Annotated in this window: 20 protein-coding genes; 9 read left to right on the top strand and 11 right to left on the bottom strand. The window is 55.1% G+C overall.

From position 1 onward, the window contains the following. The first annotated feature begins 26 nt into the window (after positions 1-26). Together fumC and AC1RSM_RS04730 are read left to right on the top strand one after the other, a co-directional pair. Positions 27-1,424, top strand: a complete 1,398-nt coding sequence (fumC, locus tag AC1RSM_RS04735; protein WP_492929962.1) for a class II fumarate hydratase — start codon at positions 27-29, stop codon at positions 1,422-1,424. Positions 1,425-1,578: 154 nt separating this feature from the next. Continuing rightward, positions 1,579-2,742, top strand: a complete 1,164-nt coding sequence (locus AC1RSM_RS04730) for a PQQ-dependent sugar dehydrogenase (RefSeq protein ID WP_492931457.1) — start codon at positions 1,579-1,581, stop codon at positions 2,740-2,742. A 4-nt stretch (positions 2,743-2,746) separates the two neighbouring features. Here the strand turns inward: AC1RSM_RS04730 and AC1RSM_RS04725 are convergent, their stop codons facing one another. Both AC1RSM_RS04725 and AC1RSM_RS04720 read right to left on the bottom strand, forming a co-directional pair. Beyond that, positions 2,747-3,535 carry a class I SAM-dependent methyltransferase gene (locus AC1RSM_RS04725; protein ID WP_492929960.1) on the bottom strand — a complete coding sequence of 263 codons (789 nt, stop codon included), beginning with the start codon at positions 3,533-3,535 and terminating at the stop codon, positions 2,747-2,749. Positions 3,536-3,736: 201 nt separating this feature from the next. Beyond that, positions 3,737-4,162 carry a universal stress protein gene (locus AC1RSM_RS04720; protein ID WP_492929958.1) on the bottom strand — a complete coding sequence of 142 codons (426 nt, stop codon included), beginning with the start codon at positions 4,160-4,162 and terminating at the stop codon, positions 3,737-3,739. Between the two features lie 261 nt (positions 4,163-4,423). On the opposite strand from AC1RSM_RS04720, the gene AC1RSM_RS04715 reads away from it, so the two are divergent. Then, on the top strand, positions 4,424-4,759 hold the full coding sequence (locus tag AC1RSM_RS04715) for a c-type cytochrome (protein WP_492929956.1): 336 nt from the start codon (positions 4,424-4,426) through the stop codon (positions 4,757-4,759). Positions 4,760-4,778: 19 nt separating this feature from the next. Here AC1RSM_RS04715 and AC1RSM_RS04710 read toward each other — a convergent pair whose 3' ends face one another. The 4 genes from AC1RSM_RS04710 to AC1RSM_RS04695 form a co-directional block, all read right to left on the bottom strand. Beyond that, entirely contained in the window at positions 4,779-6,311 is a 1,533-nt protein-coding gene (locus tag AC1RSM_RS04710) for an FAD-dependent monooxygenase (protein ID WP_492929954.1), read from the bottom strand. 116 nt (positions 6,312-6,427) lie between these two features. Beyond that, a complete protein-coding gene (locus AC1RSM_RS04705) occupies positions 6,428-7,645 on the bottom strand; it encodes a cyanate transporter (RefSeq protein WP_492929952.1) in 1,218 nt (405 codons plus the stop codon). Between the two features lie 60 nt (positions 7,646-7,705). Further along, positions 7,706-8,380, bottom strand: coding sequence for an ankyrin repeat domain-containing protein (locus AC1RSM_RS04700; RefSeq protein ID WP_492929950.1), 675 nt, complete (start codon positions 8,378-8,380; stop codon positions 7,706-7,708). A gap of 102 nt (positions 8,381-8,482) precedes the next feature. Then, complete coding sequence (locus AC1RSM_RS04695) at positions 8,483-9,436, bottom strand: LysR family transcriptional regulator (protein ID WP_492929948.1); 954 nt, start codon at positions 9,434-9,436, stop codon at positions 8,483-8,485. A 141-nt stretch (positions 9,437-9,577) separates the two neighbouring features. On the opposite strand from AC1RSM_RS04695, the gene AC1RSM_RS04690 reads away from it, so the two are divergent. After that, positions 9,578-9,895 carry a DUF4148 domain-containing protein gene (locus tag AC1RSM_RS04690; protein WP_492929946.1) on the top strand — a complete coding sequence of 106 codons (318 nt, stop codon included), beginning with the start codon at positions 9,578-9,580 and terminating at the stop codon, positions 9,893-9,895. Between the two features lie 125 nt (positions 9,896-10,020). Continuing rightward, positions 10,021-12,483 (top strand): heavy metal translocating P-type ATPase, encoded by a 2,463-nt coding sequence (locus AC1RSM_RS04685; RefSeq protein ID WP_492929944.1) that lies wholly within the window; start codon positions 10,021-10,023, stop codon positions 12,481-12,483. Positions 12,484-12,583: 100 nt separating this feature from the next. Here AC1RSM_RS04685 and AC1RSM_RS04680 read toward each other — a convergent pair whose 3' ends face one another. From AC1RSM_RS04680 to AC1RSM_RS04660, 5 genes are all read right to left on the bottom strand, one after another. Continuing rightward, complete coding sequence (locus AC1RSM_RS04680) at positions 12,584-13,024, bottom strand: YtoQ family protein (protein ID WP_492929942.1); 441 nt, start codon at positions 13,022-13,024, stop codon at positions 12,584-12,586. Positions 13,025-13,227: 203 nt separating this feature from the next. Beyond that, a complete protein-coding gene (locus tag AC1RSM_RS04675; RefSeq protein ID WP_492929940.1) occupies positions 13,228-14,259 on the bottom strand; it encodes a cyclase family protein in 1,032 nt (343 codons plus the stop codon). Between the two features lie 53 nt (positions 14,260-14,312). After that, entirely contained in the window at positions 14,313-14,993 is a 681-nt protein-coding gene (locus tag AC1RSM_RS04670) for a DsbA family oxidoreductase (protein ID WP_492929938.1), read from the bottom strand. A gap of 103 nt (positions 14,994-15,096) precedes the next feature. Further along, complete coding sequence (locus AC1RSM_RS04665; protein ID WP_492929936.1) at positions 15,097-16,017, bottom strand: LysR family transcriptional regulator; 921 nt, start codon at positions 16,015-16,017, stop codon at positions 15,097-15,099. 166 nt (positions 16,018-16,183) lie between these two features. Continuing rightward, positions 16,184-17,383 (bottom strand): tyrosine-type recombinase/integrase, encoded by a 1,200-nt coding sequence (locus AC1RSM_RS04660; RefSeq protein ID WP_492929934.1) that lies wholly within the window; start codon positions 17,381-17,383, stop codon positions 16,184-16,186. A 184-nt stretch (positions 17,384-17,567) separates the two neighbouring features. Between AC1RSM_RS04660 and AC1RSM_RS04655 the strand changes: the two genes are divergently transcribed. The 4 genes from AC1RSM_RS04655 (at position 17,568) to AC1RSM_RS04640 (ending at position 22,599) form a co-directional block, all read left to right on the top strand. Further along, entirely contained in the window at positions 17,568-18,635 is a 1,068-nt protein-coding gene (locus AC1RSM_RS04655) for a DNA-binding protein (protein WP_492929932.1), read from the top strand. A 540-nt stretch (positions 18,636-19,175) separates the two neighbouring features. Then, the gene (locus tag AC1RSM_RS04650) at positions 19,176-20,768 is read left to right on the top strand and encodes a multicopper oxidase family protein (RefSeq protein WP_492929930.1); all 1,593 of its coding nucleotides are present in this window, start codon (positions 19,176-19,178) and stop codon (positions 20,766-20,768) included. A gap of 151 nt (positions 20,769-20,919) precedes the next feature. Then, positions 20,920-22,122 carry a formate-dependent phosphoribosylglycinamide formyltransferase gene (gene purT, locus AC1RSM_RS04645; RefSeq protein WP_492929928.1) on the top strand — a complete coding sequence of 401 codons (1,203 nt, stop codon included), beginning with the start codon at positions 20,920-20,922 and terminating at the stop codon, positions 22,120-22,122. Positions 22,123-22,140: 18 nt separating this feature from the next. Then, positions 22,141-22,599, top strand: coding sequence for a hypothetical protein (locus AC1RSM_RS04640; RefSeq protein ID WP_492929926.1), 459 nt, complete (start codon positions 22,141-22,143; stop codon positions 22,597-22,599). The last annotated feature ends 68 nt before the right edge of the window (positions 22,600-22,667 follow it).

Raw genomic sequence — 22,667 nt, 5'->3', positions numbered from 1 at the left:
CTACCCTTATTTCTACAGGAGCCATGATGAGTACGACACGTATTGAACAGGATTCCATGGGAACCATCGAGGTTCCCGCCGACCACTATTGGGGCGCCCAGACACAGCGCTCGATCCAGAACTTCCCCATTGGCCGCGACCGCTTCCAGTGGGGCCGCAGCATGATTGAGTCGCTGGGCATCCTGAAAAAATCCACTGCACTTGCCAACCAGGAACTGGGCGAATTGCCTGAAGACCTGGCCCGCCTGATTGTGCAAGCCGCTGATGAAGTGATTGCTGGCAAGTGGGATACCGAATTCCCGCTGGTGGTGTTCCAGACCGGTTCTGGCACACAAAGCAATATGAACGTGAACGAGGTTATCTCCAACCGCGCCATTGAACTGGCAGGCGGCGAGAAGGGCAGCAAGAAGCCCGTACACCCCAATGACCACGTGAACCGCGGCCAATCGTCCAACGACACTTTTCCCACCGCCATGTACATTGCGGTAGGCCTGGAGTGTCAGCGCCGCCTGCGTAAAGACGTAGGCCAGTTGCGCGACACACTGGCTGCCAAGGCCAAGCAATTCAATAACATTGTCAAAACCGGCCGTACCCACTTGCAAGATGCCACGCCCATTACCCTGGGCCAGGAGATCGGTGCTTGGGTTGCCCAGATTGACTTCGGCCTGCAAACCGTAGACAAAGCGCTGGATGGCATTTATCAGCTGGCGATTGGCGGCACTGCGGTGGGAACGGGCTTGAATGCGCATCCTCAGTTTGGTGAGCGCACGGCTGCTCATATTGCCAAGATCACTGGCCTGCCATTTGAAGCCGCTGAAAATAAATTCTTCGCTCTATCGGCCCACGATGCGCTGGTGAACTTGTCCGCTTCGCTGCGTACACTGGCCGGTGCCTTGATGAAGATGGCGAACGACGTGCGCTGGCTGGCCAGCGGTCCACGTTGTGGCATTGGTGAACTGCAAATCCCTGAAAACGAACCGGGCTCGTCCATCATGCCCGGCAAGGTCAACCCGACTCAGTGCGAAGCACTGACGATGGTGGCCGTGCAGGTATACGGGAATGACGCCGCGGTAGGTTTTGCCGGCAGCCAAGGTAACTTCCAGCTGAACGTGTACAAGCCTGTGATGGTGCACAATGTGTTGGAAAGCATTGCCCTGATCAGTGATGCGTGCCTGGCTTTTGACGAGCATTGCGCTCAAGGTCTGGAGCCTGTCATGGAACGAATTCAGCACAATCTGGACCAAAACCTGATGCTGGTAACCGCCTTGAACCGCCACATTGGCTACGACAAGGCGGCCGCCATTGCCAAGATGGCCCATAAAGAAGGCCTGACACTGCGCGAAGCCGCGCTGAAATCGGGCCATCTGAACAATGAGCAGTACGACCAGTGGATTGTGCCACTGGATATGACCCACCCAGGCTAAGCGCCGGTGTTGGACCGCTTTGAAACCGTTTGCCGCTCCCAGCGGAAATTCAAACGATCAAGGCGGTCCGTTTGTCCCTATGAAAGAGTAGGGGAATGCCTCATCTCACCTATCCGTCTTTCACTGCCTTATGCGTATAAAAAAAACCTTTAGTGTGTCCTTAGCCTTGGCGGCCACCGTCCTGGGCTTGGCATCCGCCATTACACCCGCATCAAGCTGGGCGCAGTCCGAACCTGTCCCTGTTATCAGCGGGCCAGCCGTGACAATCGACACGGTGATCGATGGCTTGGAACACCCGTGGTCCATGGCCTTCTTGCCAAACAATGCGGGTATCTTGATTACCGAACGCCCCGGACGTCTTCGCGTCTGGACTGAACAAAATGGCTTGTCCGAGCCCATCGCTGGAGTGCCTAAGGTCCATGCTCAGTCACAAGGTGGCTTGCTGGATGTCGCTCTAGCCCCGGACTTTTTCCGCAGCCGCCGTATTTATCTGGCGTACGCCGAACGCCGCGACAAACAAAACTCGGCCACTACCGTGGGCTATGGGGTGCTGTCCTCCGATCTGAAGCGCATCGATGCCTTTCGTCCAATCTTCCGTCAAGAGCCTGCCTTATCGACGGGCCAACACTATGGCACCCGACTAGCTTTTGATCCAGGCGGCCGAGACTTGTATATCGCATTGGGCGAGAACAATCAGCCGTCCACCGCGCAGGAACTGGATCATCTGCAGGGTAAAGTCGTGCGTATCCGGCCAGACGGGATGGTGCCACGGGACAATCCTTTCCGCAGCCAACGGCATGGTAATGCCCGAACAGAAATCTGGTCCTACGGCCACCGCAATCCACAAGGTATGGCATGGAATCCCTGGACTCAGGATCTATGGGTGGCCGAGCATGGTCCTCAAGGTGGGGATGAGCTCAATCGTATTAAAGCGGGTGCCAACTACGGCTGGCCCTTGCGCACACACGGCCAAGGTTACGATGGCAAGCCCGTCCCGGGCGCCAGCCCAACGCCTATTGACGGGCTGACTGAACCCTTCCATTACTGGTCCGTATCGCCCGCCATCAGCGGGATGGCGTTTTATAACGATGAGCGTGTACCAGAGTGGGACCACAGTCTGTTTGTGGGTGCTTTGAAGGAACAGGCTTTGATACGGCTGCAGTTCGATGAAGAGGAAGGCCATATCGTGGGTGAAGAGCGTCTGCTGCAAGATTTGAAGCAGCGTATCCGCGATGTACGAGTCGGGCCCGACGGCTATATTTATGTGCTGACCGATGAGAAAAACGGCCAGCTATTGCGCCTGCGGCCCCAACCCTGACTATCTAAACCGGCTTGCAACTACGAGTTGCAATGAAACTGGGCAGGTATTTTTCAATTTCAAAACGCGGGGCGGGGTGCATTTCTTCGATGTAATCGACCAGATGCAAACCGGCCTGCAACTGCCCACCTATCTGCTGCGCCAAAGAATGACCGAAGATCAAGGGTTCCATTCTGTCTTGCTTGGCCTGTAAGGCTTCCGCGTCCAGACTGGTCAAATCCGAGTAGGGCACGGTGAACGTGGGGCGAATCAAGCCTTGCTGAGCATAGCCGGGATCACGATCGGCAATAAACACGGCCGGATTGAAAAAGCTGGACAGCAAATGCCCACCTGGACGCAACACGCGCGCGCACTCTTGCCAAACCTGGCTGATATCCGGCACGTACTGGTTGGATACCGGGTGCAGAATCAGATCAAAGCTATTGGACTCAAAGCGCGACAAATCGCACATATCGCCTTGCTCCACAAGCAGCGATAAACCATCACGCTCCACCACCATCCGGTCTTTGTCTAACTGGCCGGCGGACAAATCAAACACAGTCACCCGCGCACCAGCAGCGGCCAGAATCGGGGCCTGCTGCCCCCCGGCGCTTGCCAAACACAAAATAGATTTGCCTTGAACATCACCCAGCCAGTGGGCGGGCACGGGGGAAGGCAATAAATGGACCTGCCACGTGCCACGCCGGGCTTGCTCCACCTGCTCGCTGCTGACAGGCAAGGACCAGGGGCTTTCGGTTTGCGCCTGTTTGTCCCACGCACGAGCGTTGTGATCAAGTAAAGAGGAATCTGACATAAGGAAATTTTTATTGGCCAATATTCCGTATATTGAAACACAGCCCTGACTCTATTCAAGACAAAAAATTGATTTTTCTTGGGTCCTGATAACCGTGATTAGCGTCCTGTATTAGCCCCTTACAACGCACAAACCAATAGAAAAGGCCGTCGTTTCGACGGCCTTTTCTATTGGTTTGTGCGGACCAACAATCAGTTCAATTTACTTGATCAGGGTGACGGGCACATTGACCATGCTGAGCACTTTGGTGGTCACCGAACCCAGTACCAGACCAGGCAGAGCGCTCAGGCCGCGTGTGCCCATCACGACATGGTCGATATTATTTTTCTCGACATATTCTTTGATGGTTTGGGCTGCATTACCCGCCACAATGCTTTCTTTCACTTTCAGGGACGAGTCCGCCAATACAGCACGAGCAGGCAGCAAGGCGTTGCTGCCTTCGTCCTGGTAGTAGGCCTGCAGAACGTCGTCCGAGAAGAAACGCTTCACGTTGCCCGACACGATAGGGGTCGGCACGGCCAACACATGTAAAGTGGCTTCGGGCTTGCCCCCCAAAATATCAACGGCTGCTTTCAGGGCGCGCGTGGAAGCATCAGATCCATCAACGGGGACGAGAACATTAAGCATGGAGACCTCTTGTAGTGGGTGAACTGTTTAAGTTTGAAGCAATGACTGCTAATAGGACATTACAGAATAAGCGACCAGGGCTGCTTGATCAGCATCAAAGACGCCTCTGATTTGTCCAAGGCTGTTCTATCATACCCGTATGATCTCGATGTGAATGCCACATGAGCCGGCAAATATGCCGAAAACCTGTGCAGAAAAAGAGAAGCGCAGTATTTCTCAAGCCTGTCTTATCCTGCGCCGTATTACTTAGGAGATAGTCTTATGAAGTTCAAGCACCTGCTGGTCTGTACATCCTTGATGACAGCCGGTTTAAGCGCGCAGGCAGCTGAGCCCAGTTTCGATGCGGTAAAAGACGTTTTAACCAAAAACGCCTGTTTAGCCTGCCACACCGTAGACAGGAAAGTAGTCGGTCCTGCCTATCAGGAAATCGCCGCCAAACGCAAAGATGACCCGGCCAATGCCCAGATCCTGGCCCAGCATATTCGTCAGGGTAGCCAAGGGGTTTACGGTCCTATGCCCATGCCCGCCAATGCCGGCATTTCAGATAGTGACATCCAGGCAATCGTAGGCTGGATTATGGCGGGTGCCACGAAGTAAGCCCCTCCAGTGCAAGAGATCAAGCACTAAGGCGCGAATTTTCAACAGCGCCAAGCCGCATGGGCACAGGATGTGAGAACGGTTCCAGCACTTGGGCAATGTGGACCTGCAATCGTCCAGGGTCTGATTCACCGCTGGCCCAGGCGATATGGCCATCAGGCCGTACCAACAAGGCGCTAGCACCGTGCCAAGCCGGACTCCACCTACGGGGCTCCACAGTATGCAGGACGACTCGCGCCCCGAAGTGTTCGGAGCTATGAATATCTGCCAGGGCTTGAGTCCCCAACATCAACAGCACATGGACGCCGCGCTCAAGCAGCGTAAACAGACTGTGTTCATCGTCTAAGGAATGATTCGCGGCACGCCGTCCCACCAAAGGGTGAGCGTGAGGATCAGAAGCGGGGTAGGCCACACTCAGTCCAGACAGCCGCTCAGCCAATGTTTTTTCCAAGTCGGGGGTTTGTCTGATCAGGTTGTTTAATAAGGAGCGCAGTTCCTTGCCTTCGATTGAAAAATTGCTGATTAATGCTGTTTGCGCCTGAGTATGCTCCAGCACATCCTGGCCCACGGGGTGCCGTTCATGGTGATAGGTATCCAGCACGGAATCAGGCATCCATTCATTAATAACCGCGGCCAACTTCCAGCCCAGATTCATGGCATCCTGAATACCGACATTCAAGCCCACGCCGCCAGCCGGCATATGCTGGTGGGCAGCATCTCCAGCCAACAAGATACGTCCTAGACGGTAATGTTCGGCCAGACGACTGGCATTGCCATAACGAGACAGCCAAGTCGGGCTATGCAAACCAAAATCGCTTCCAAAAATAGCGCGTACTTTTTCCCGTAACTCCTCCAAAGACAGTTCTCCTGGCCGGGGACCTCCCACCTCATCAGGAGACACGCCGACCAGCCTGTGCTGGCCATCTGGAAGTTGAGCAATCAAAGCCGTACCCTCTAAGCCCCACTTGCCCACCAAGGGGCCTTGGGGGGGATGGCTCAGTGTGACATCGCTGAGCCAACCGAACACGGTGGCATCGGTCCCCGGAAAGGCGATCTCTGCCTGTTTACGTACCGTGCTGCGTGTTCCATCGCAACCAATCAACCATTGAGCTTTCGCCGTATATTGCCCTTGTTGGTTTTCAATCAGTACGTGGACGCCTTGGGCATCTTCAGTGAACTGGCACACTTTTTCACCACGGCGGATAAGCGCCCCCAAGGCAAGCGCACGTGCTTGCAAAATCTCGGTGATCCGTGCCTGTGGAATCACCAAAGTGAAGGCGAAATCGGTGTTTAAGGTCTTGAAGTCCAGGCGGTGCTCGAATATCGCGAAATGCCCGCTGGGAATGCGTACGGCTTCTTGCAGCATTTCGTGGTGTGCCCCGCGCATGGCAAAGACCTCGATCGTTCTTGGGTGAATGGTCAGCGCACGAGACTGGGGACTGATGCTCTGTGTTTGTTCAATCAGCAAGGTCTGTACGCCGGCCAATTGCAGCTCGCAAGCCAACCAGCATCCGACAGGGCCAGCGCCCGAAATAATGACTTGTTGATCCACTGCAGTCTCCTTGGTTTTTATCGAAACGAGGAGTCCGTATCTTGGCATAAAGCCTCAAACTCCTCATTCACTCCAGGGACAACCGCAGTGCCTGAAAAGATCAACTTAAGCAGCGCTTAACTTTCTGCTTTCATCTTCTGTGCGTAGCGCTCAGGCTGAAAACTCCAGGCCATGACGGCCACAATGACGGCCATCACCGCATGCACGATCCAGCCCGCCTGAAAACCACCACTGACTTCACGTAGCTGCACACTGATCATGGGAAACAGAGCTGCAATCGGGAAGCCGCCCCCTTGCATCAGCGCACTCAAGGTTCCTGCGCGAGCCGCATCCGGGAAATGGTCCAGAGCCACAAGTAGTAGCAAGGAAAAGCAGCCGCCCAAACCAATCCCAATAATGATGGCCCATAGATAGGGGGCCATATCGGGTATCCAGGCAAACGCCAGAAAGCCGATGCATTGGCAAGCCAGCGCCAACCATACCCACATCCGACGGTCCTTGTTCTTGGCAGCCAAGGTCGGCAAACCAAAAGCAGCAATGGCCTGCGCCACCGACAGGACGGCGACTAAACTGCCGCTAGCCTCTGCGGTCCAGCCGCGATCCTGATAAAAAGTTGCCAGCCACGTGACTAAAGAGGCGTACCCCCCGTTAATCAAGCCAAAACACAGAACCAGCGTCCAAGTACGAGGGCGACGCAATAAGGACAGGGAAGGGGGGGCTAATTTTGCACCGGGTACTTCACGCGGTACGACTTTCCAGGCGATCCACAAGGCCACACTGATCGGCAAGGCCCAAAAGGCCAGCGCAATACGCCAGCTATCGGTCAAAGAGCTGATCCAGGGAGTCACCTGTGCCCCCAAGGCGCCACCCCCCATCAGGGTAGCGGAGTACACGCCCGTCACTTGGGCGATATGGCGGGGGAACTGCTCTTTAATCAAACCCGGCATACCCGCCTGCAGCAAGGAGACACCCAGGCCGCACAACAGCGCAGTACCGATCAGGCTGGCGCCATTAGGGACGAACCAGCGCAGCACACAGCCCAAACACAGCAAGAGCAGGGACGTGATCAATACATGGCGCAAAGCCATCACGCGTCGCAAGGAGGGCATACAGAAGGCCCCCAGGCCCATCACCATCATGGGCAACAAGGTCAGCCAGGCCAGACTGCTCAAGGGCATATCCAGACCCTGCGCCACTTGCCGTGCCAATGTCCCACTGGAGGTTAAAAAAGGGCGTAGATTCAGCCCGACCAAAATGACAAAAGCCAGCCACAAACCGGGGCTGGCCTGTGCGCCCGTCGAAGATGACGCCCGGGCAGTCTGAGAAGAAGACATAAAAATCGTTATTGTTGTGATTAAAAAAAAGACGGGCAACGAGCAAGTCCAGCACGGCCCTTATGGATGAGCCCCGGCTTGTTCCAGAATCTGCGCCATTTCGGACTGACTGCGCTGTCGGGCCAAGGTCAAGGGCAACACACCTTGCCGGTCCGGCAAATTCACATCCGCCCCAGCCTTGATGAGTAGCCGCAACACCTCTTGATGATCCGGCCCACCGTCAGACAGCACAATGGCTTCATGCAAGGCCGTCCAACCCAGAAAATTGACGTGATTCGGATCGACACCGGCTTTAAGAAGCAGGTCCACCACCTTCACATAGCCATGCTCGGCCGCTGGAATCAAGGCCGTTCCGCCATAGCGATTCACACTACGTAAGTCAGCACCTTTCTCCAAGGTCATGCGCAGGATTTCCAGGCGACCTTCTGCACCCGCAACCAGGTAGGGGCTGTCGTGAATGGCATCGGCCTGATTAACGTCCGCACCGGAGCGGATCAAGTGCCTGGCAATATCAATATGGTTGAGCCAAGTGGCACGCAGCAAAGGACTTTGCCCTTGCTCATCAGGCACGTTCACACTGTTGCGAGCACGCTTTTCTGACAAGATCTCGCGCACCTTGGCGCTATCCCCTTGCTCTACCGCTTCCAGCAGTACCGTTTGCGACCAGGCACTGCCACTTCCCACGACCATATTGATCACTAAACCAGCCAGCAAGCCTTGCATTTTGCCTAGCATGCGCGTCCTCCTGTCATGGCAACGATCTCCCGCATTAAACGCTTATAGATAGCATAGATCGATCGTACCCAACACAGGCGCAAAGCCATAGCACTTATTTTCTTACGCAAATGCTTGACCGGCTGTTGTCACATCCAACTCCGGTTGCGACATCATGCGCTCCAGCTCATTACGCATGTAGTTCAGGAAAACACGGGTCTTTTGAGGCATCAGTCGCGATGGCAGCAGGGCCAAAATCGGAAAAGGAGCGAACTCCCAATCCGGCAACACGCGTTCCAGACACGCACAGTCAGGGTCCAGACGGCGTTCCAGCAAGGAGGAGGCCGTAATACCTAAATCATGGACGGCCAGCTTGCGCATCATGATGGCGTTATTGACCGTAATAGGGCCGTTGACCACGGCGTCATAGCGCTCTTGATTGGGGCCACGCAAGGACCAAATCCGGTCCGGGCTGGACGGGCGGGCGCTGATGCAGGTGTGGCTGGCCAGCTCCGAAGGGTGCTTGGGGCGACCTTTGCGATCCAGATAATTGCGTGTGGCATACAGTCCCAATCGAATTTGCCCCAGCATAGTGGCAACCGTACTGGAGTCCGGCTGCGGCCCCACGCGGATGACGCAGTCGTAATTGTCCGACTGCAGATCAATAGGGCGAATGGTCAGGTCAAATTCCAGTTCGATGTCGGGATACTGCTGGTTAAAGCCCCGAATCACGGCAGGCATCAAGATGATGCTGAAGCTGGCCGGCATGGACACGCGCAGTCGGCCCTTGGGAGTTTGAGCCACATCCAGCAATTGCTCATGAGCCAGACGCGCTTGCTCGACAACGGCCAGACAACGCTCGAAGTACACTTGGCCCGCATCAGTCACATCGACATTGCGAGTGCTGCGTTTTAACAAGGCCACACCCACTTCTTTTTCCAGTTCGCGGATACGGCGTGACACGGTGGACACAGGCATGCCAAGGGCTTGGGCTGCACGACTAAAGTGGCGAGCGCGCGCCACTTCCACAAAGATGGCGATGTCGTTGAGCAGGGGGCCGGCGATAATGGTACTCATTTGGATTGTTCCATGAATGGAAATACGTTTGCAATATTAAGGGTTTTTACTAGGTCTGGAAAGGCTCATACTCCATCTAACGATTCGCTTAACAGATAAAGCGAACCACCGAAAAAACACACCTTAGATTTGGAGTAAATAATGAAAAACGTCGCACGCGCAACTATCGCCAGCCTGATTCTTGGTGCAACCGCTCTGAGCGGTACTGCAATGGCAGCCAGCAACAACGTCGCTACCGGTGAAAACCTGAATTACCCCGCTGTTGAATCGACCAACGCTCCTTTGAGCCGCCAGCAAGTTGTTCAAGAACTGGCCGCTGCTCAGGAACAAGGCTACATCAGCACCGGTTCCATGGGTGACTACCCCCGTATCGACACCCGCACTCAGTTGAGCCGCGATCAGGTTGCCGCTGAAGCCAAAGAGTGGAACAACAGCAACGGTAACTTTGTTGCTTACTAAGCTCAGGCCCGGCCTGTTCTCTCGAAACGCCTCTTAGGAGGCGTTTTTTTATATCAGCTGTTGACCTTACCATCGGGTCAAGCCCTAAAGTGGCTTCATTCACAATCCATTGAAGGGTGATTCCGATGACAAACAGCACTTCAAATAGCGGTTCACGCCTCACCTTAGGCGTAGAGGGCATGACTTGCGCCTCCTGCGTCAGCCGAGTTGAGAAAATAATTGCCAAGGTTCCCGGGGTGCAATCTGCCCAGGTCAACCTGGCGACCAATAAAGCCACTGTAGACTTTGAGGGCGCCGCTCCCATTGAAGCCATTATGCAGGCAGTGGAAAAGGGTGGTTACCAAGTTTCCCTGCAGGAAATAGTTTTAGATGTGCAAGACATGACCTGCGCGTCCTGCGTAGGCCGGGTTGAAAAGGCCTTGCTGAAGGTGCCGGGCGTACAAAAAGCATCGGTCAATCTGGCGACGGCCAAAGCCCATGTGCAGGCGGTGCAAGGCGTCAGTACCCCTGATCTGATTCAGGCTGTTAGCAAGGCAGGGTATCCGGCCAGCCTGGCCGAAGCCACGGCCAATAATGACCAGTTCGAACGTGCCGAGCAAACTTACGAGACCTTGCGCAAGCGATTCTGGATGGCTGCTCTTTTGGCCTTGCCCGTCTTTATTATCGAGATGGGCGGCCATATGGTGCCCTCCTTGCATCATTGGGTTGCCAACACCATCGGCACACAAACCAGCTGGCTGATCCAGTTTGCGCTGACCACACTGATTCTCTTGTTCCCTGGCCGCGAGTTCTACACCAAAGGTATCCCCGTTCTCCTGCGTGGTGGACCGGACATGAACTCGCTGGTTGCGGTCGGCACCTTGGCGGCCTACACCTTCTCTTTGGTGGCTACCTTCGCGCCGCATTTGTTGCCCGCCGAGTCTGTCTATGTCTATTACGAGGCGGCTGCCGTTATTGTGGCCTTGATTCTATTGGGTCGCGTGATGGAAGCGCGCGCCAAAGGCCGTACCTCGGAAGCAATTCAACGCTTGCTTAGCCTGCAGCCACCAACCGCCCGCGTTCGCCGCGACGGCAAGGAAATGGAACTGCCCCTGGCCGATCTGCACACGGGCGACGTGGTTCTGGTGCGCCCTGGTGAGCGCATCCCGGTAGACGGCGATGTGGTGTCTGGCCAAAGCTATGTAGACGAGTCCATGGTGACAGGCGAATCTATTGCCGTCTCCAAATCCCAAGGCGATAAAGTCATTGGTGGCACAGTGAACCAAAAAGGTTCGCTGGAGTTTGAAGCCACGGCCGTCGGTCAAGATACCGTTTTAGCCAATATTGTCTCCATGGTGGAGCAGGCTCAAGGCTCCAAGCTGCCCATCCAGGCCGTAGTAGACAAAATCACCCTGTGGTTTGTGCCTGCCGTCATGACGCTGGCCGTGCTGACCGCCATTGTCTGGCTGATTTTTGGCCCATCGCCCGCACTGAGCTTTGCGCTGGTGAACGCTGTGGCCGTGCTGATTATTGCGTGTCCATGTGCCATGGGTCTGGCAACACCAACTTCGATCATGGTGGGTACCGGACGAGCCGCTCAAGCGGGTGTGCTGTTCCGTAAAGGGGATTCCTTACAGGCGCTGCGCAATGTGAAAGTGGTTGCCGTCGATAAAACAGGCACCTTGACCAAAGGCGCTCCCGAGCTGACCGACTTTATCTGCGTTCCCGGCGAAGATCAGGATCAGGTGCTGGCTGCCATTGCCTCTATGGAAAACTACTCTGAGCACCCGATTGCTCAAGCCATTGTCACCGCTGCGCAAGAAAAGAACATCACCTTGCCTAAGGCGGAGCAGTTTGAGTCCTTGACTGGTCTGGGTGTGACTGCACAGATAGGCAATGATCAATGGCATGTGGGCGCTGACCGTTTGATGACGCAATTGGGTGCAGACCTGAGCGCGTTCAGCCAGCAGGCGCAGACTCTGGGTGAAGAAGGCAAAACGCCTATGTACGCGGCTCGCAACAAGCAAATCGTTGCCTTGCTGGCGGTGGCTGATCCGATTAAAGAGACCACTCCACAAGCTATCGAGCAGTTGCACGCCCGTGGCATCAAAGTTGTCATGATTACAGGGGACAACCGCCATACGGCCAACGCCATTGCGCGTCGCCTGAATATTGATGAAGTGGTGGCTGAAGTGATGCCCGAAGGCAAGGTACAAGCCGTCCAAGCCTTGCGTGAAACCTATCAACACTTGGCCTATGTCGGTGACGGGATTAACGATGCACCAGCACTGGCTATTGCTGATGTGGGTATTGCCATTGGAACGGGAACTGACATCGCCATTGAAGCGGCAGACGTTGTTCTGATGTCGGGCGATATGCGCGGCGTTGTGACGGCGATTGCACTCTCGCATGCCACCATGCGCAACATCCATCAAAACCTGTTCTGGGCTTTTGCCTATAACGTGGCCTTGATTCCCGTTGCGGCAGGAGTGCTGTATCCCTTTAACGGCACCTTGCTCTCGCCCATGTTTGCAGCCGGTGCGATGGCGCTGTCCAGTGTCTTTGTAATCAGCAACGCCTTGCGTTTACGTCGTGCCAAGCTGAGCTAAACCTACTGGTCTGTATAGCAACAGCCCCCAAGAATCAAAGTATTCTTGGGGGCTGTTTTGTGTCCAGATCTGCCAGAAGACTATCGACTCAGGCTCAGGCTCAGGCTTTCAGCGTATAACGCAAAATCTCCACGATCTGCTCGGGCGTTGTCGCCCATGCCTGGGCACTCGCATCCACCTCTTTCAAGGGGTGGATAATATCTTCGGCATGCAAGGTGACATAAGGTTTGCCCAAGGCCGCACAGAATCCGGCGTCAAAGGCGGCATTCCACTGCTTGTACTTGTCCCCAAAACGCACCACCACCAAATCCGCTTGTTCGATCAAGTTGCGGGTTCGGATGGCATTGATTTTGGAGGATTTGTGATCGCGCCAAAAACCTTCGCTTGCCGGACCCAGATGATCGCCCGCGGCATCACTGGCCTCGTGGTCAGTCACCGGGCTGGTAAAACGGATATCCAGTCCTGCCGCTTTTGCACCTTGGGCAATTTGCTCGCGCCAATCAGTGTGGATTTCGCCGGACAGATAAACGGTGTAAGTCATTAAGCACTCCATAAAGAAAAAGCCGGACGCCTTTTTTGCAGGCGCCCGGCGCATTCAAACCCACCCAACAGTAGCATATTGGCCCGCCTCTAACAGCAGACAAACGCTATAGCACTTATTAGCCACCTGAATTCACTGCGTGGTTCTACGTGAATAGAGCCGTTCAAGCCAAGAGGTGGGGCGGGTTTAAAAGAGCACATCACTTAGCGGATAGGAATGGCCACCGGACGCAAGGGTGCGGCATCCCCGCCACGGATTTTCAGGGGGCCACCAATAAAGGCGAATTCATACACCTGGTCTTTGGACAGCTCATCCAGGGCAATCAGCTCGATGATGGGCGCACCTTGTTGTGCCAGCAGATACGTGTGCAAAGGCACGTAATCGTCCTGCACTTCAGATGGGAAGGTTTCAAAGCTTAGGTTATCTGCGCCAACAATCATGGCCCCGCCTTCTTCTACCAGGTAACGCGCCGCATCCAAGCCCATTCCGGGAGGGGCGGCCATATAGGCCTTAGGGTCATTAAACAATTTCATGCGTCCTGTACGGATCAACACAATATCGCCTTCTTGCAGCGTCGTTTTCTGACGAGCCAGGGCCTGCTTCAAGTCATTGCGTGTGATGCGGTACTGGTCGGGCAGCATCTCTACCCCTTTCGCCGCCGCCACGTCGATCATTACGCCACGCGCAATCAAGGGCGGGAATTTCTCGATGCCAGTACGATTCCAGCCACGATCACCCAGGTGTTCATCTGCCTTGAAGCCGTTCCAGATCTTCCCATGAATGCCGAAGTGGTTAAGAGCATCAATATGAGTGCCGGTATGGCTGTACATGGAGAAAGCCGTGCCCGTGTAGCTGCGAACGGCATTCATATCTTTACCCACGCCCATGGGGTCATCGATTTCAGTGCCGCGTGGCGTGTGGGTCATCCAGAACTGATAGTGCGGGTCGCCCGCATCTTGCCAGCTAGGCATGCCCAGGTAGTAGTCCGTTGCCAGGTCGTAAACTTTTGTGCCATCAAGGCGAGAAAGAATAGCAGCCCGCGAGGCAGGAGTAATCAAATTAAGGCGGCCAATTTCATCATCCGGCCCCCAGGGGCTGATGCCCACCTCCTGCCCGCTTAACGCAGCGGCAGGTTTATGGCTCGTATGAGCGACGGAAGGGGCAGACACAGCGCACAAGCTGGCGGTGCCGAGCAAAAGCGAGCCAAGGAGACGGTTCGTGAGGCGAATAGACATGATTTGTCCTTGTGAAAAACATAGTGAAGATAAAAAAGGGGGAGAAAAACCGTTTACATCAACGCCAGCAAACGACTTTTGAGCTGTTCGACGGACATGGTCTGCAAGCGCTCCTGCACACGCCCGTCAGCAGACGATGAAACGATCAAAGTAGGAATGGAGCGGATACCCGAGCTTGCAGCAGCCATACGATCCGCTTGGACCCCTTGGCGGGCTGCTTCGCTATTCATCGCAGCCAGAAAGGCGGAGTGTTCGAAGCCTTGCTCAATGGCAATAGCCAGCAAGACTTCTGCATCGCCTATATTGCGGTTCTGCGCCAAGTGGGCACGCTGAACTGCATCGAAATAGTCCCAATGCCCCTGATCCCCGGCCAGAGCTTGTGCGGCTTGGCAGGCAAGCGCGGACAACAGTCCATTGGGGTACTCGAAGTGTTGCTGACGCATACCTTCGATATTGATGGAGTGGGAATCGTCGTGCAGGGCACAAGACTGCCAATGCTTGAGGATTTCGGTTTTGGCCGCTTCCATGGAGCCAAACACCTGCACCATTTGTTCACGGCTATCTTGCAGGACAAAGGTGTGGTGGCGAACCTGGATGCCTAGTTCAGCAGCGACCTTGCGCAGTCGAGGGGACATCACATAACACCACCCGCAGACGGCATCATGAAAAAAGTCGATAAGCAAAGGGGAGGAGGGAGGCTGAACCGCTTCAGTAGCTTGAGTAGAAAGTGTCATTGTGCTGTCCTTGAATGTCAGACATCACGATACCGACCAGGCTACTTAAGAATAAGTATGTGGCGGTGCAGACAGTTTTAACTGTGGGTTCAGAAAGGCACGTTTACGGGTCTAGCGGCATAAGCGCGGGTAAGCGGTCCGCCAAATGATCGACGAATGCTTTAACCTTGGGCTGCAGATGCCGATTGGTGGGATACACGGCATAGATATGACGCGGTTCATTGACCACGTCCGGCAAGATGCGTTGCAACTGCCCGCTGGCAATGGCGGGGTCCGCCAGAAAAGACGGCAATGCCCCAATACCTAAGCCCGCAATCAATAAATCACGCAGCATCAGGCTATTGTTCACCTGACTATGCTCGCCGTAATAAAGCTGCGGCGTTGCGCTGATGGCATGACCGTCAGCGTCATTGTCAAACACAATGCCTTGCGTATTAGCCAGGCTGTAGCTGATCATTTTGTGGTTTCGTAGCTCGCCAAGCGTGGCTGGCTCACCGTACTGCTTCAAGTAAGACGGCGCTGCGCACAGCTTTTGTTCCAGCGTGGCCAGACGGCGGGCGATAAGCGTGGAGTCCTCCAGACTGGTGCGCAGACGCACCGACACGTCAAAACCATGCGCTACCGCATCAACCAGCCTGTCTTCCATCACCAGCTCCAGCTTCAAGTCCGGGTATGTGCGCAGGAACTCTGTGATCAGTGGTGAAATGACGCTCAGCGCGAATGACAAAGGCGCATTGACGCGCAGCGTACCGCTTACTTCTTGCGACTGCTGTTTGACGGAACGCTCCAGGGCCTCCAATTCATCCAGCAGACGGCAGCACTCTGCGTAGTAACTGCGTCCGGTATCTGTCAGACTCATGCTGCGTGTGGTTCGCTGTATCAGCACGGTGCCCAGATGCGCTTCCAACGTCCGCAATTGCTTGCTCAGACCAGCCGCAGAAATGCCCAGGTCTTCCGCTGCCTTAGCCAGTCCGCCAAGTTCGACAATGCGCCTGAAGGTGCGCATAACATTAAACGTGTCCATAAGGGATGGGGCTCCAGCAATCGGCGGTAAAGAGGGCAGGCAATAGATGCGTCTTTGGGACGCGTTTTGTTAATGCGTTCAGCGCGTCAGAAATCATATCCCGATATAGCCGCAACAGACATCTGAAACACCTTGCCGCTGTCCGTATCAGAGACAAAAGCGGCAACTAGGACCAGCCCAAGTTGTGGGACTCCTCCAAGGCCTGATGACGTTGATCATCGTCGGTATGCAAATAGATATTGGTAGTAGCAATGGACTCGTGCCCCAAAGTATCGCGGATGATACGCAGATCCACTCCTTGGTCGGCCAGATGAGAGCCTGCCGAGTGGCGCAACCAGTGAGCAGAAGCCTGCTCCAGAACACGGGCTTGAGACTCCTGGTCCGGGTGCAAAGTCCGCAAGCGATCCGCGCTACCTTGAAAAACCTGTTTGACCAAGATGTGAGCCATCGCTCGGCTTAAATGCTTGTCGGAAGCACCCGCGGACATCAAAAGAGGGAACGGCTCCAGCGACTGGGGTGGGCCATTCAGCCCATGCACTTCTCTATAGCGCAGCAGCTCACTAAATAGCTCCTGCGTTAAGGGCACACGCCGCCACTTGTCACCTTTGCCATGAATATTCAGCCACCACTGCGCTCTCGCACCGGCATCAGCTCGTTCTTGAACATCGGCCATACGGGCTTGGACCAGCTCCGAAATACGTAATGCGCCGCCGTACAAGATAGAAAACAACCAGCGCACACGGGCTTTGTAGCGTAAATCGGTCTGACTCTCTTCGGTCAGAGACTGGATATAGTCTTGCACCCACCGCCATTGCTGCCGACTTAAATAGCGTTGTTGAGGAGCGGTCGACTTCTTGCTACGACGCCCTTGATGGGACAAGGCTAAAGGGTTCCCCGCTAAATATCCCGCTTGTACCAACCAGATGAACAAAGAATTCAATATCAATAAAGCCTGGTTGCGGCTGCTTTCGGACAAAGGCCCGGCAAACGGCCGCCAGCTTGGATGATGTCGGGCAGGGCGGGCACGCCCTTGAACCACCCAGCGCTGAGCAGGCTGGGGATCAGCCAAGAACAGGCGGTAGGCCAGGATATCTTCCAGGCTTAGCGACGACAGGTCTTTACGGCGTTCCAGCACCGCCCATAGCAACAAGCGTTCTGCCTCTTTGCGGTAGTTCGCATACGTGCGCGGACTATCTATATAGCGAGCTAACCAGGCTCGCAACGCCTCCACATCGGTCTGTGCCTCGATTTGAGCGCGCCCACCTACGGAGCGATTTGCTCCCTGCCGCCCATCGAAACGAGCCAGCAATTGAGCGATATCGTCCGATTCCAGCTCGGTTGTGGGTAAAGAGTGGGCAATTTCCATAGATCAGCAAGAAAGGGGGGGTGGAGGCAAAGAAGGACTGCAGCGCCTGACCTGGCGCTTTTAGCCCTATTTAAGGATCAATATTTGACATTATAGAGATAATGTCAAATTATAGGATTAGATATGTTGATAATTTAACGTATTACGTTGTATTATCAATAAAAATCTTGTCTAAGGTAGGAAAATGGAGCAAAACCAGCCAAACGAGGGCCAAATTCTGGCCGATGTCGCTGAATTACGAGATCGTTTCAGCCATACGCAGACCTTGTACCGGGAAGTCGCTGCGCTCCTGTTTTTCCGCTATGGCGTCACACCCACTGCCAATAAGCTGTACCAATTAGTGCGCAAAGGCAGCATGAGTGCACCTGCTCAGGCCCTACAGACGTTTTGGGAAGATTTGCGCGACAAAAGCCGGGTTCGGCTGGATGTGGCCGATATGCCGGAAGAGCTGCAAACCCTGACGGGTGATCTGCTGGGCCGCGTCTGGCAGGAAGCCATGGGCCATTCCAAGCAACAAATGCAGCACTACCAGACCCAGGCGGATGAACGAGTGGCGCAGGCACAGGCGCAAACCCGGGAGGCACAAGAAGCTCTGGAAGCAGAGCAGGGCGCCTTGAGCAAGGCCCAGGGCGAGATCGAAAAGATCAATAAGCAGTTGCAAGCAGCAGGACAGGAACAAGCTGCGCTGAAACAGGACTTACAGCACGCCAAGCATCGTCAAAACGAGCTGGAGACTGAAAAGCAGCTCACTCAGCAAGAGCTGCGCCGTCAAAGCGAACAATTCACCCAGGATCTGGAGCGCTTGCAAAAAGCGATTGAACTGACAGAAGAACGCGCCCAAGCCAATGAACGGCGGGCTTTGTTGGAAATCGACAAAGAGCGCTCGATTCAAACGCGTTTGCGTCAACAAATTGAAGAGGCCGAGCAAGCCAATCGTGCTCAGCGCCAAGCCCACGAACAGGAGTTGAGCAAGCAGCAAGAGCAGCTTCAAAAGCTGCGTCAAGAGTTAGGTCAGGAGCAGGGCGAGCGCCGTGCCATGCAGGCGGCTTTGGATATCAGCCACAGCTTGGCCAAAGAAATGCAGGGCCAAGTGCAGTTGCTGCGTACCCGCAGCGCCTTGCTGGAGCGCGAAAACGAAGACAACAAGCAGAAAGCGCAGTTACTGAACCAGCAACTGGAACAGGCGCAGGCACAGCAAGCCCGACCGGTACGACTCAAACGGCGCTTGATCAAAAACGATCCCGAGCAATAAGGACATATACGGCTACAGCTAGCGTGTAACGGTCTGTTTTCGTATAAACGCAGGGTACACGCCGCGTGCTAAGCTCAAACAATGCAGTACATAGCGATCTCTACCCACAAACTGTCTACCTTAGGCTGGCTGATCATAGCCAGCCTGATTATGTTGTTTGTCAGTCTGGGCTTGAGTTCTACTGCTACCGCTCATATGGCTGGGCAAAATAGCACGCAAGGCCAAACCCAAGCTTTGCCAGCCTCTCTTGAGCAACATCATCACCGCGCTCCCAACCATTGCAGCACACCACTTAAAAGTGCGTGTTGTGCCTGTATCGCCACTGAATCTGCCCCGCTCAAGCAAGGCGTTTCACAACTGCTTTATCCACCCGTTCCCTTGCGCCAGGACTATAGCTCCAGGCTGATTGGTCCCGCCCAACCGCCTCCGCGCGCGTCTTAAATCATCTCGCTTTACTCGCTGCTTTTTTCTAGCAAGGCCAAACCTTCACGGGCTTGGCTTGGGCAGCGCACTTATATTGATGATTGATATGGATAAACCATGAAACGACGCGATTTTTTCAAACTAACGGTGGGTGCCAGTCTGTTGAGCAGCCTTCCTTTGCGCAGCGTAGCGCAAGGCATGATGGGCCATCATGGCTCTATGGCAGGCGGTATGGCAGGACATGGCATGATGGCTGGCCAAGGCTTGATGCCCATCGAAAAAATGCCTGCGGGCCAAGCCTTGCAAGCCCTACCTGTTTTAAAAAACAGTAGTCAGAAAAAAGGCCAGTTCACCGCCAAAATTACGGCCTCGGCTGAGCAACGGGTGCTAGCCGGTGGCAAAAAGACCGAACTTTGGCTCTATAACGGGCAAATCCCCGGGCCGCTTATTGAGTTGTTTGAAGGAGATCAGGTAGAGATCGAATTTGAAAACAAGCTTGATCAAGCCACAACCATCCATTGGCACGGTTTGCCCGTCCCTTCCGATCAGGATGGCAACCCGCAAGATGCGGTTTTACCGGGTGAAAGTCGCTTCTACCGCTTCACCTTGCCCGAAGGCTGTGCAGGCACCTATTGGTACCATCCGCATCCCCATGGAAAAAGCGGTCAGCAGGTAGCCCATGGACTAGGCGGCACAATTATTGTTCGTTCAACTGATGACCCGCTGCGATCCCTCCAGGAACAGCACTGGGTCATCAGCGATTTGCGCTTGAATATGGACGGCCATATTCCTGCCAATACCGGCCCGGACTGGATGAATGGCCGGGAAGGGCAGTTTGTCTTGCTCAACGGTCAGCGGCAGCCGCATATTCAAGCTGGCACCGGCAACCGCATCCGCGTCTGGAACTCTTGCTCTGCCCGTTATCTGAACCTGCATATCCCTGGCGCAAGCTTGATTCAGGTAGGAACAGACGGCGGGTTGCTGGAGCAGCCCCGGCCAGCCGTTAAGTCTCTCTTACTGGCCCCCGCCGAACGAGTCGAGTTCTTTATTCAGGCCGATAAGGATCTGCAAAGCACGCTGCAAGCCCTGTACTACGATAGGCAGAAAATGATGGTTCAGGAGCGTCCGGAAACCTTGACCCTGGCCACCGTACAAATTCAGCGTCAAGACCGGGAACTGCCCCAACAGCTCCGGGCCATAGCCGCCATCCCGGCGGCATCGAGCACCGCTAAAGTAGTATTTAGCGAAGTCATGCCCATGAATCACGATATGCCTATGCAGTCTGGCTCCAGCTCGACGGCTCAAGCAAGCATGGATCATCAGGGGATGGCAGGCATGGACAGCGCGGAAATGATGCCCGGCATGAGCGCCATGCGGTCCATGTTCCGTATCAACAATAAAGTCTACGACATGGACAGAATTGACCTGCGTTGTCCAGTCGGGCAATGGCAATACTGGGACGTGGTCAATGACTCGCACATGGATCATCCTTTCCATCTGCACGGCACCCAGTTTCAGGTGTTGGCACGTCAAACCGGCATGCATTCTGCCGCAGAACCTTTCCGTGCCTGGCGCGATACGGTGAACCTGCGTCCCAATGAAACCGTCAGACTGGCATTCCGACAGGAACTGCCTGGGCTGCGCATGTTCCACTGCCATATCCTGGAGCACGAAGACTTGGGCATGATGGCGCAATTGATGGTGGAGTAGGGCGCGGCACTGGGCTGAGAGCCTGAGCCCATCCGTCCTGTCCGGGTCTTTACCCGACAGGACGGACAAAGCGATCCTGCTTAAAAAAACCAGGCTCCGCCTGCATTACAATACCGCTTTTGAATTTCACACTTTCAGCGGAGCACGCGCCATGAGCCTGTTGGGCACCCCTCTATCGTCGTCGTCGGACAAAATCATGCTCTTGGGCTCGGGAGAGCTGGGCAAAGAAGTATTGATTGCGTTGCAACGCCTGGGGGTCGAAACCATTGCGGTGGACCGCTACGAAAACGCACCCGGCCAGCAAGTGGCTCACCACTCGCGCACCATCACCATGAGCGATGCTGAGCAATTGCGCGCTTTGATCGAACAAGAAAAACCCACGCTGGTCGTCCCTGAAATTGAAGCCATTGCCACTGGCGTTCTGGAAGAGCTGGAAGCGCAAGGCAAGGTGCGCGTCATTCCTACGGCCCGCGCGGCCCGTTTGACCATGGACCGGGAAGGCATTCGCCGCCTGGCCGCTGAGACATTGGGGGTTCCCACCAGCCCTTACCAATTCTGCGAATCCCTGCAAGAACTTCAAGCAGCCATCGACGACAAAATCGGCTACCCCTGCGTTGTTAAGCCTTTGATGAGCAGCTCTGGCAAAGGCCAAAGCAAAATCAGCGGCCCGGACGATGTGGCTAAAGCTTGGGACTACGCCATGGCCGGTGGCCGTGTTAGCCAATGCCGCGTAATTGTCGAAGGTTTTATCGACTTTGACTACGAAATCACCTTATTGACTGTTCGAGCCGTAGGCACAGACGGCCAAATCGAAACTCAGTTTTGTGATCCTATCGGCCACACGCAAGTGGACGGGGACTATGTAGAGAGCTGGCAACCCCAGCCCATGAGCCCCAAGGCTCTGCAAAGCGCACGAGACATCGCCCAAGCCGTTACCCAGAACCTGGGCGGCCAAGGCCTGTTTGGGGTGGAACTGTTTGTGAAGGGGGATCAGGTCTGGTTTAGCGAAGTCAGCCCCCGTCCACACGACACCGGTATGGTCACCATGGCTACCCAATGGCAGTCCGAATTTGAGCTGCATGCACGCGCCATTCTGGGCCTGCCTGTGAATACCGCCTTGCGTATGCCCGGTGCCAGCGCCGTCATTTACGGCGGTGTCGATGCAAAAGAGGTGGATTTTCTGAATGTGGCCGACGCCCTGCGTATCCCACAAACCGATATCCGCCTGTTCGGCAAACCAGAAAGCTTTGAAAAACGCCGCATGGGTGTCGCTTTGGCCGCCGACGCCGATCTGGAAACAGCACGTGCAAACGCCCGCCAGGCCGCAGCTACCGTCAAAGTTCAGGCTCGTTAAAACAAGGAGTTTTCCACCATGCCCATTATCGTCGTCCTGCTTTTCATAGGGATTATTGCGGCGCTTGTGTATGGTGGAATGCAACTCTTTAGCCTGGTCAGCGCTAGTGCAGGTGTCATCGCTGCGATCCTGAGCCTTTTAATCGCAGCCGCCATTCTGATTGCACCATTCATTGTCTGGCGACGCCGTTATCTGGCGATTCATGGCAAAAAGCGAGCAGGTCAACGAAAGCTGGAGCTGTCTTTCGCCGATGGCTCTCTCTCCCTGGATGCTCTGCAAAAACGCGGGAAAATTCAAACCGGGCAGGGCACACGGGCTTTTATCTTTGCGGATATTGACTCCGTAAGCAGGCAGAGCAGGGGGCTGACACTAGCCTTGCGTAATCCAACACAAAGCTGGGATGTCCAGCTTGGCAGCGAATCGGAAGCCAAGCGCTGGCACAAGATAATCAGTCTGGCCGCAGGGCAGGATCTGTAAAGCTCAGGGCTGGGACCTAGCTCGCCATTTTTGGCGCTTCACAGGGCACCCGGTAGGGGTAGCGCGTG

The organism is Alcaligenes sp. GW821-FHT11D07 (assembly GCF_058808495.1).
The sequence above is the reverse complement of the archived record's forward strand: the minus strand, read 5'-3'. Positions and strand labels throughout refer to the sequence as shown.

Excerpts from the sequence above, each read along its gene's own strand:
- fumC (WP_492929962.1), top strand. The coding sequence starts at position 27 with ATGAGTACGACACGTATTGAACAGGATTCCATGGGAACCATCGAGGTT.
- AC1RSM_RS04725 (WP_492929960.1), bottom strand. The coding sequence starts at position 3,535 with ATGTCAGATTCCTCTTTACTTGATCACAACGCTCGTGCGTGGGACAAA.
- AC1RSM_RS04720 (WP_492929958.1), bottom strand. The coding sequence starts at position 4,162 with ATGCTTAATGTTCTCGTCCCCGTTGATGGATCTGATGCTTCCACGCGC.
- AC1RSM_RS04715 (WP_492929956.1), top strand. The coding sequence starts at position 4,424 with ATGAAGTTCAAGCACCTGCTGGTCTGTACATCCTTGATGACAGCCGGT.
- AC1RSM_RS04705 (WP_492929952.1), bottom strand. The coding sequence starts at position 7,645 with ATGTCTTCTTCTCAGACTGCCCGGGCGTCATCTTCGACGGGCGCACAG.
- AC1RSM_RS04700 (WP_492929950.1), bottom strand. The coding sequence starts at position 8,380 with ATGCTAGGCAAAATGCAAGGCTTGCTGGCTGGTTTAGTGATCAATATG.
- AC1RSM_RS04695 (WP_492929948.1), bottom strand. The coding sequence starts at position 9,436 with ATGAGTACCATTATCGCCGGCCCCCTGCTCAACGACATCGCCATCTTT.
- AC1RSM_RS04690 (WP_492929946.1), top strand. The coding sequence starts at position 9,578 with ATGAAAAACGTCGCACGCGCAACTATCGCCAGCCTGATTCTTGGTGCA.
- AC1RSM_RS04685 (WP_492929944.1), top strand. The coding sequence starts at position 10,021 with ATGACAAACAGCACTTCAAATAGCGGTTCACGCCTCACCTTAGGCGTA.
- AC1RSM_RS04680 (WP_492929942.1), bottom strand. The coding sequence starts at position 13,024 with ATGACTTACACCGTTTATCTGTCCGGCGAAATCCACACTGATTGGCGC.
- AC1RSM_RS04675 (WP_492929940.1), bottom strand. The coding sequence starts at position 14,259 with ATGTCTATTCGCCTCACGAACCGTCTCCTTGGCTCGCTTTTGCTCGGC.
- AC1RSM_RS04670 (WP_492929938.1), bottom strand. The coding sequence starts at position 14,993 with ATGACACTTTCTACTCAAGCTACTGAAGCGGTTCAGCCTCCCTCCTCC.
- AC1RSM_RS04665 (WP_492929936.1), bottom strand. The coding sequence starts at position 16,017 with ATGGACACGTTTAATGTTATGCGCACCTTCAGGCGCATTGTCGAACTT.
- AC1RSM_RS04660 (WP_492929934.1), bottom strand. The coding sequence starts at position 17,383 with ATGGAAATTGCCCACTCTTTACCCACAACCGAGCTGGAATCGGACGAT.
- AC1RSM_RS04655 (WP_492929932.1), top strand. The coding sequence starts at position 17,568 with ATGGAGCAAAACCAGCCAAACGAGGGCCAAATTCTGGCCGATGTCGCT.
- AC1RSM_RS04650 (WP_492929930.1), top strand. The coding sequence starts at position 19,176 with ATGAAACGACGCGATTTTTTCAAACTAACGGTGGGTGCCAGTCTGTTG.
- purT (WP_492929928.1), top strand. The coding sequence starts at position 20,920 with ATGAGCCTGTTGGGCACCCCTCTATCGTCGTCGTCGGACAAAATCATG.
- AC1RSM_RS04640 (WP_492929926.1), top strand. The coding sequence starts at position 22,141 with ATGCCCATTATCGTCGTCCTGCTTTTCATAGGGATTATTGCGGCGCTT.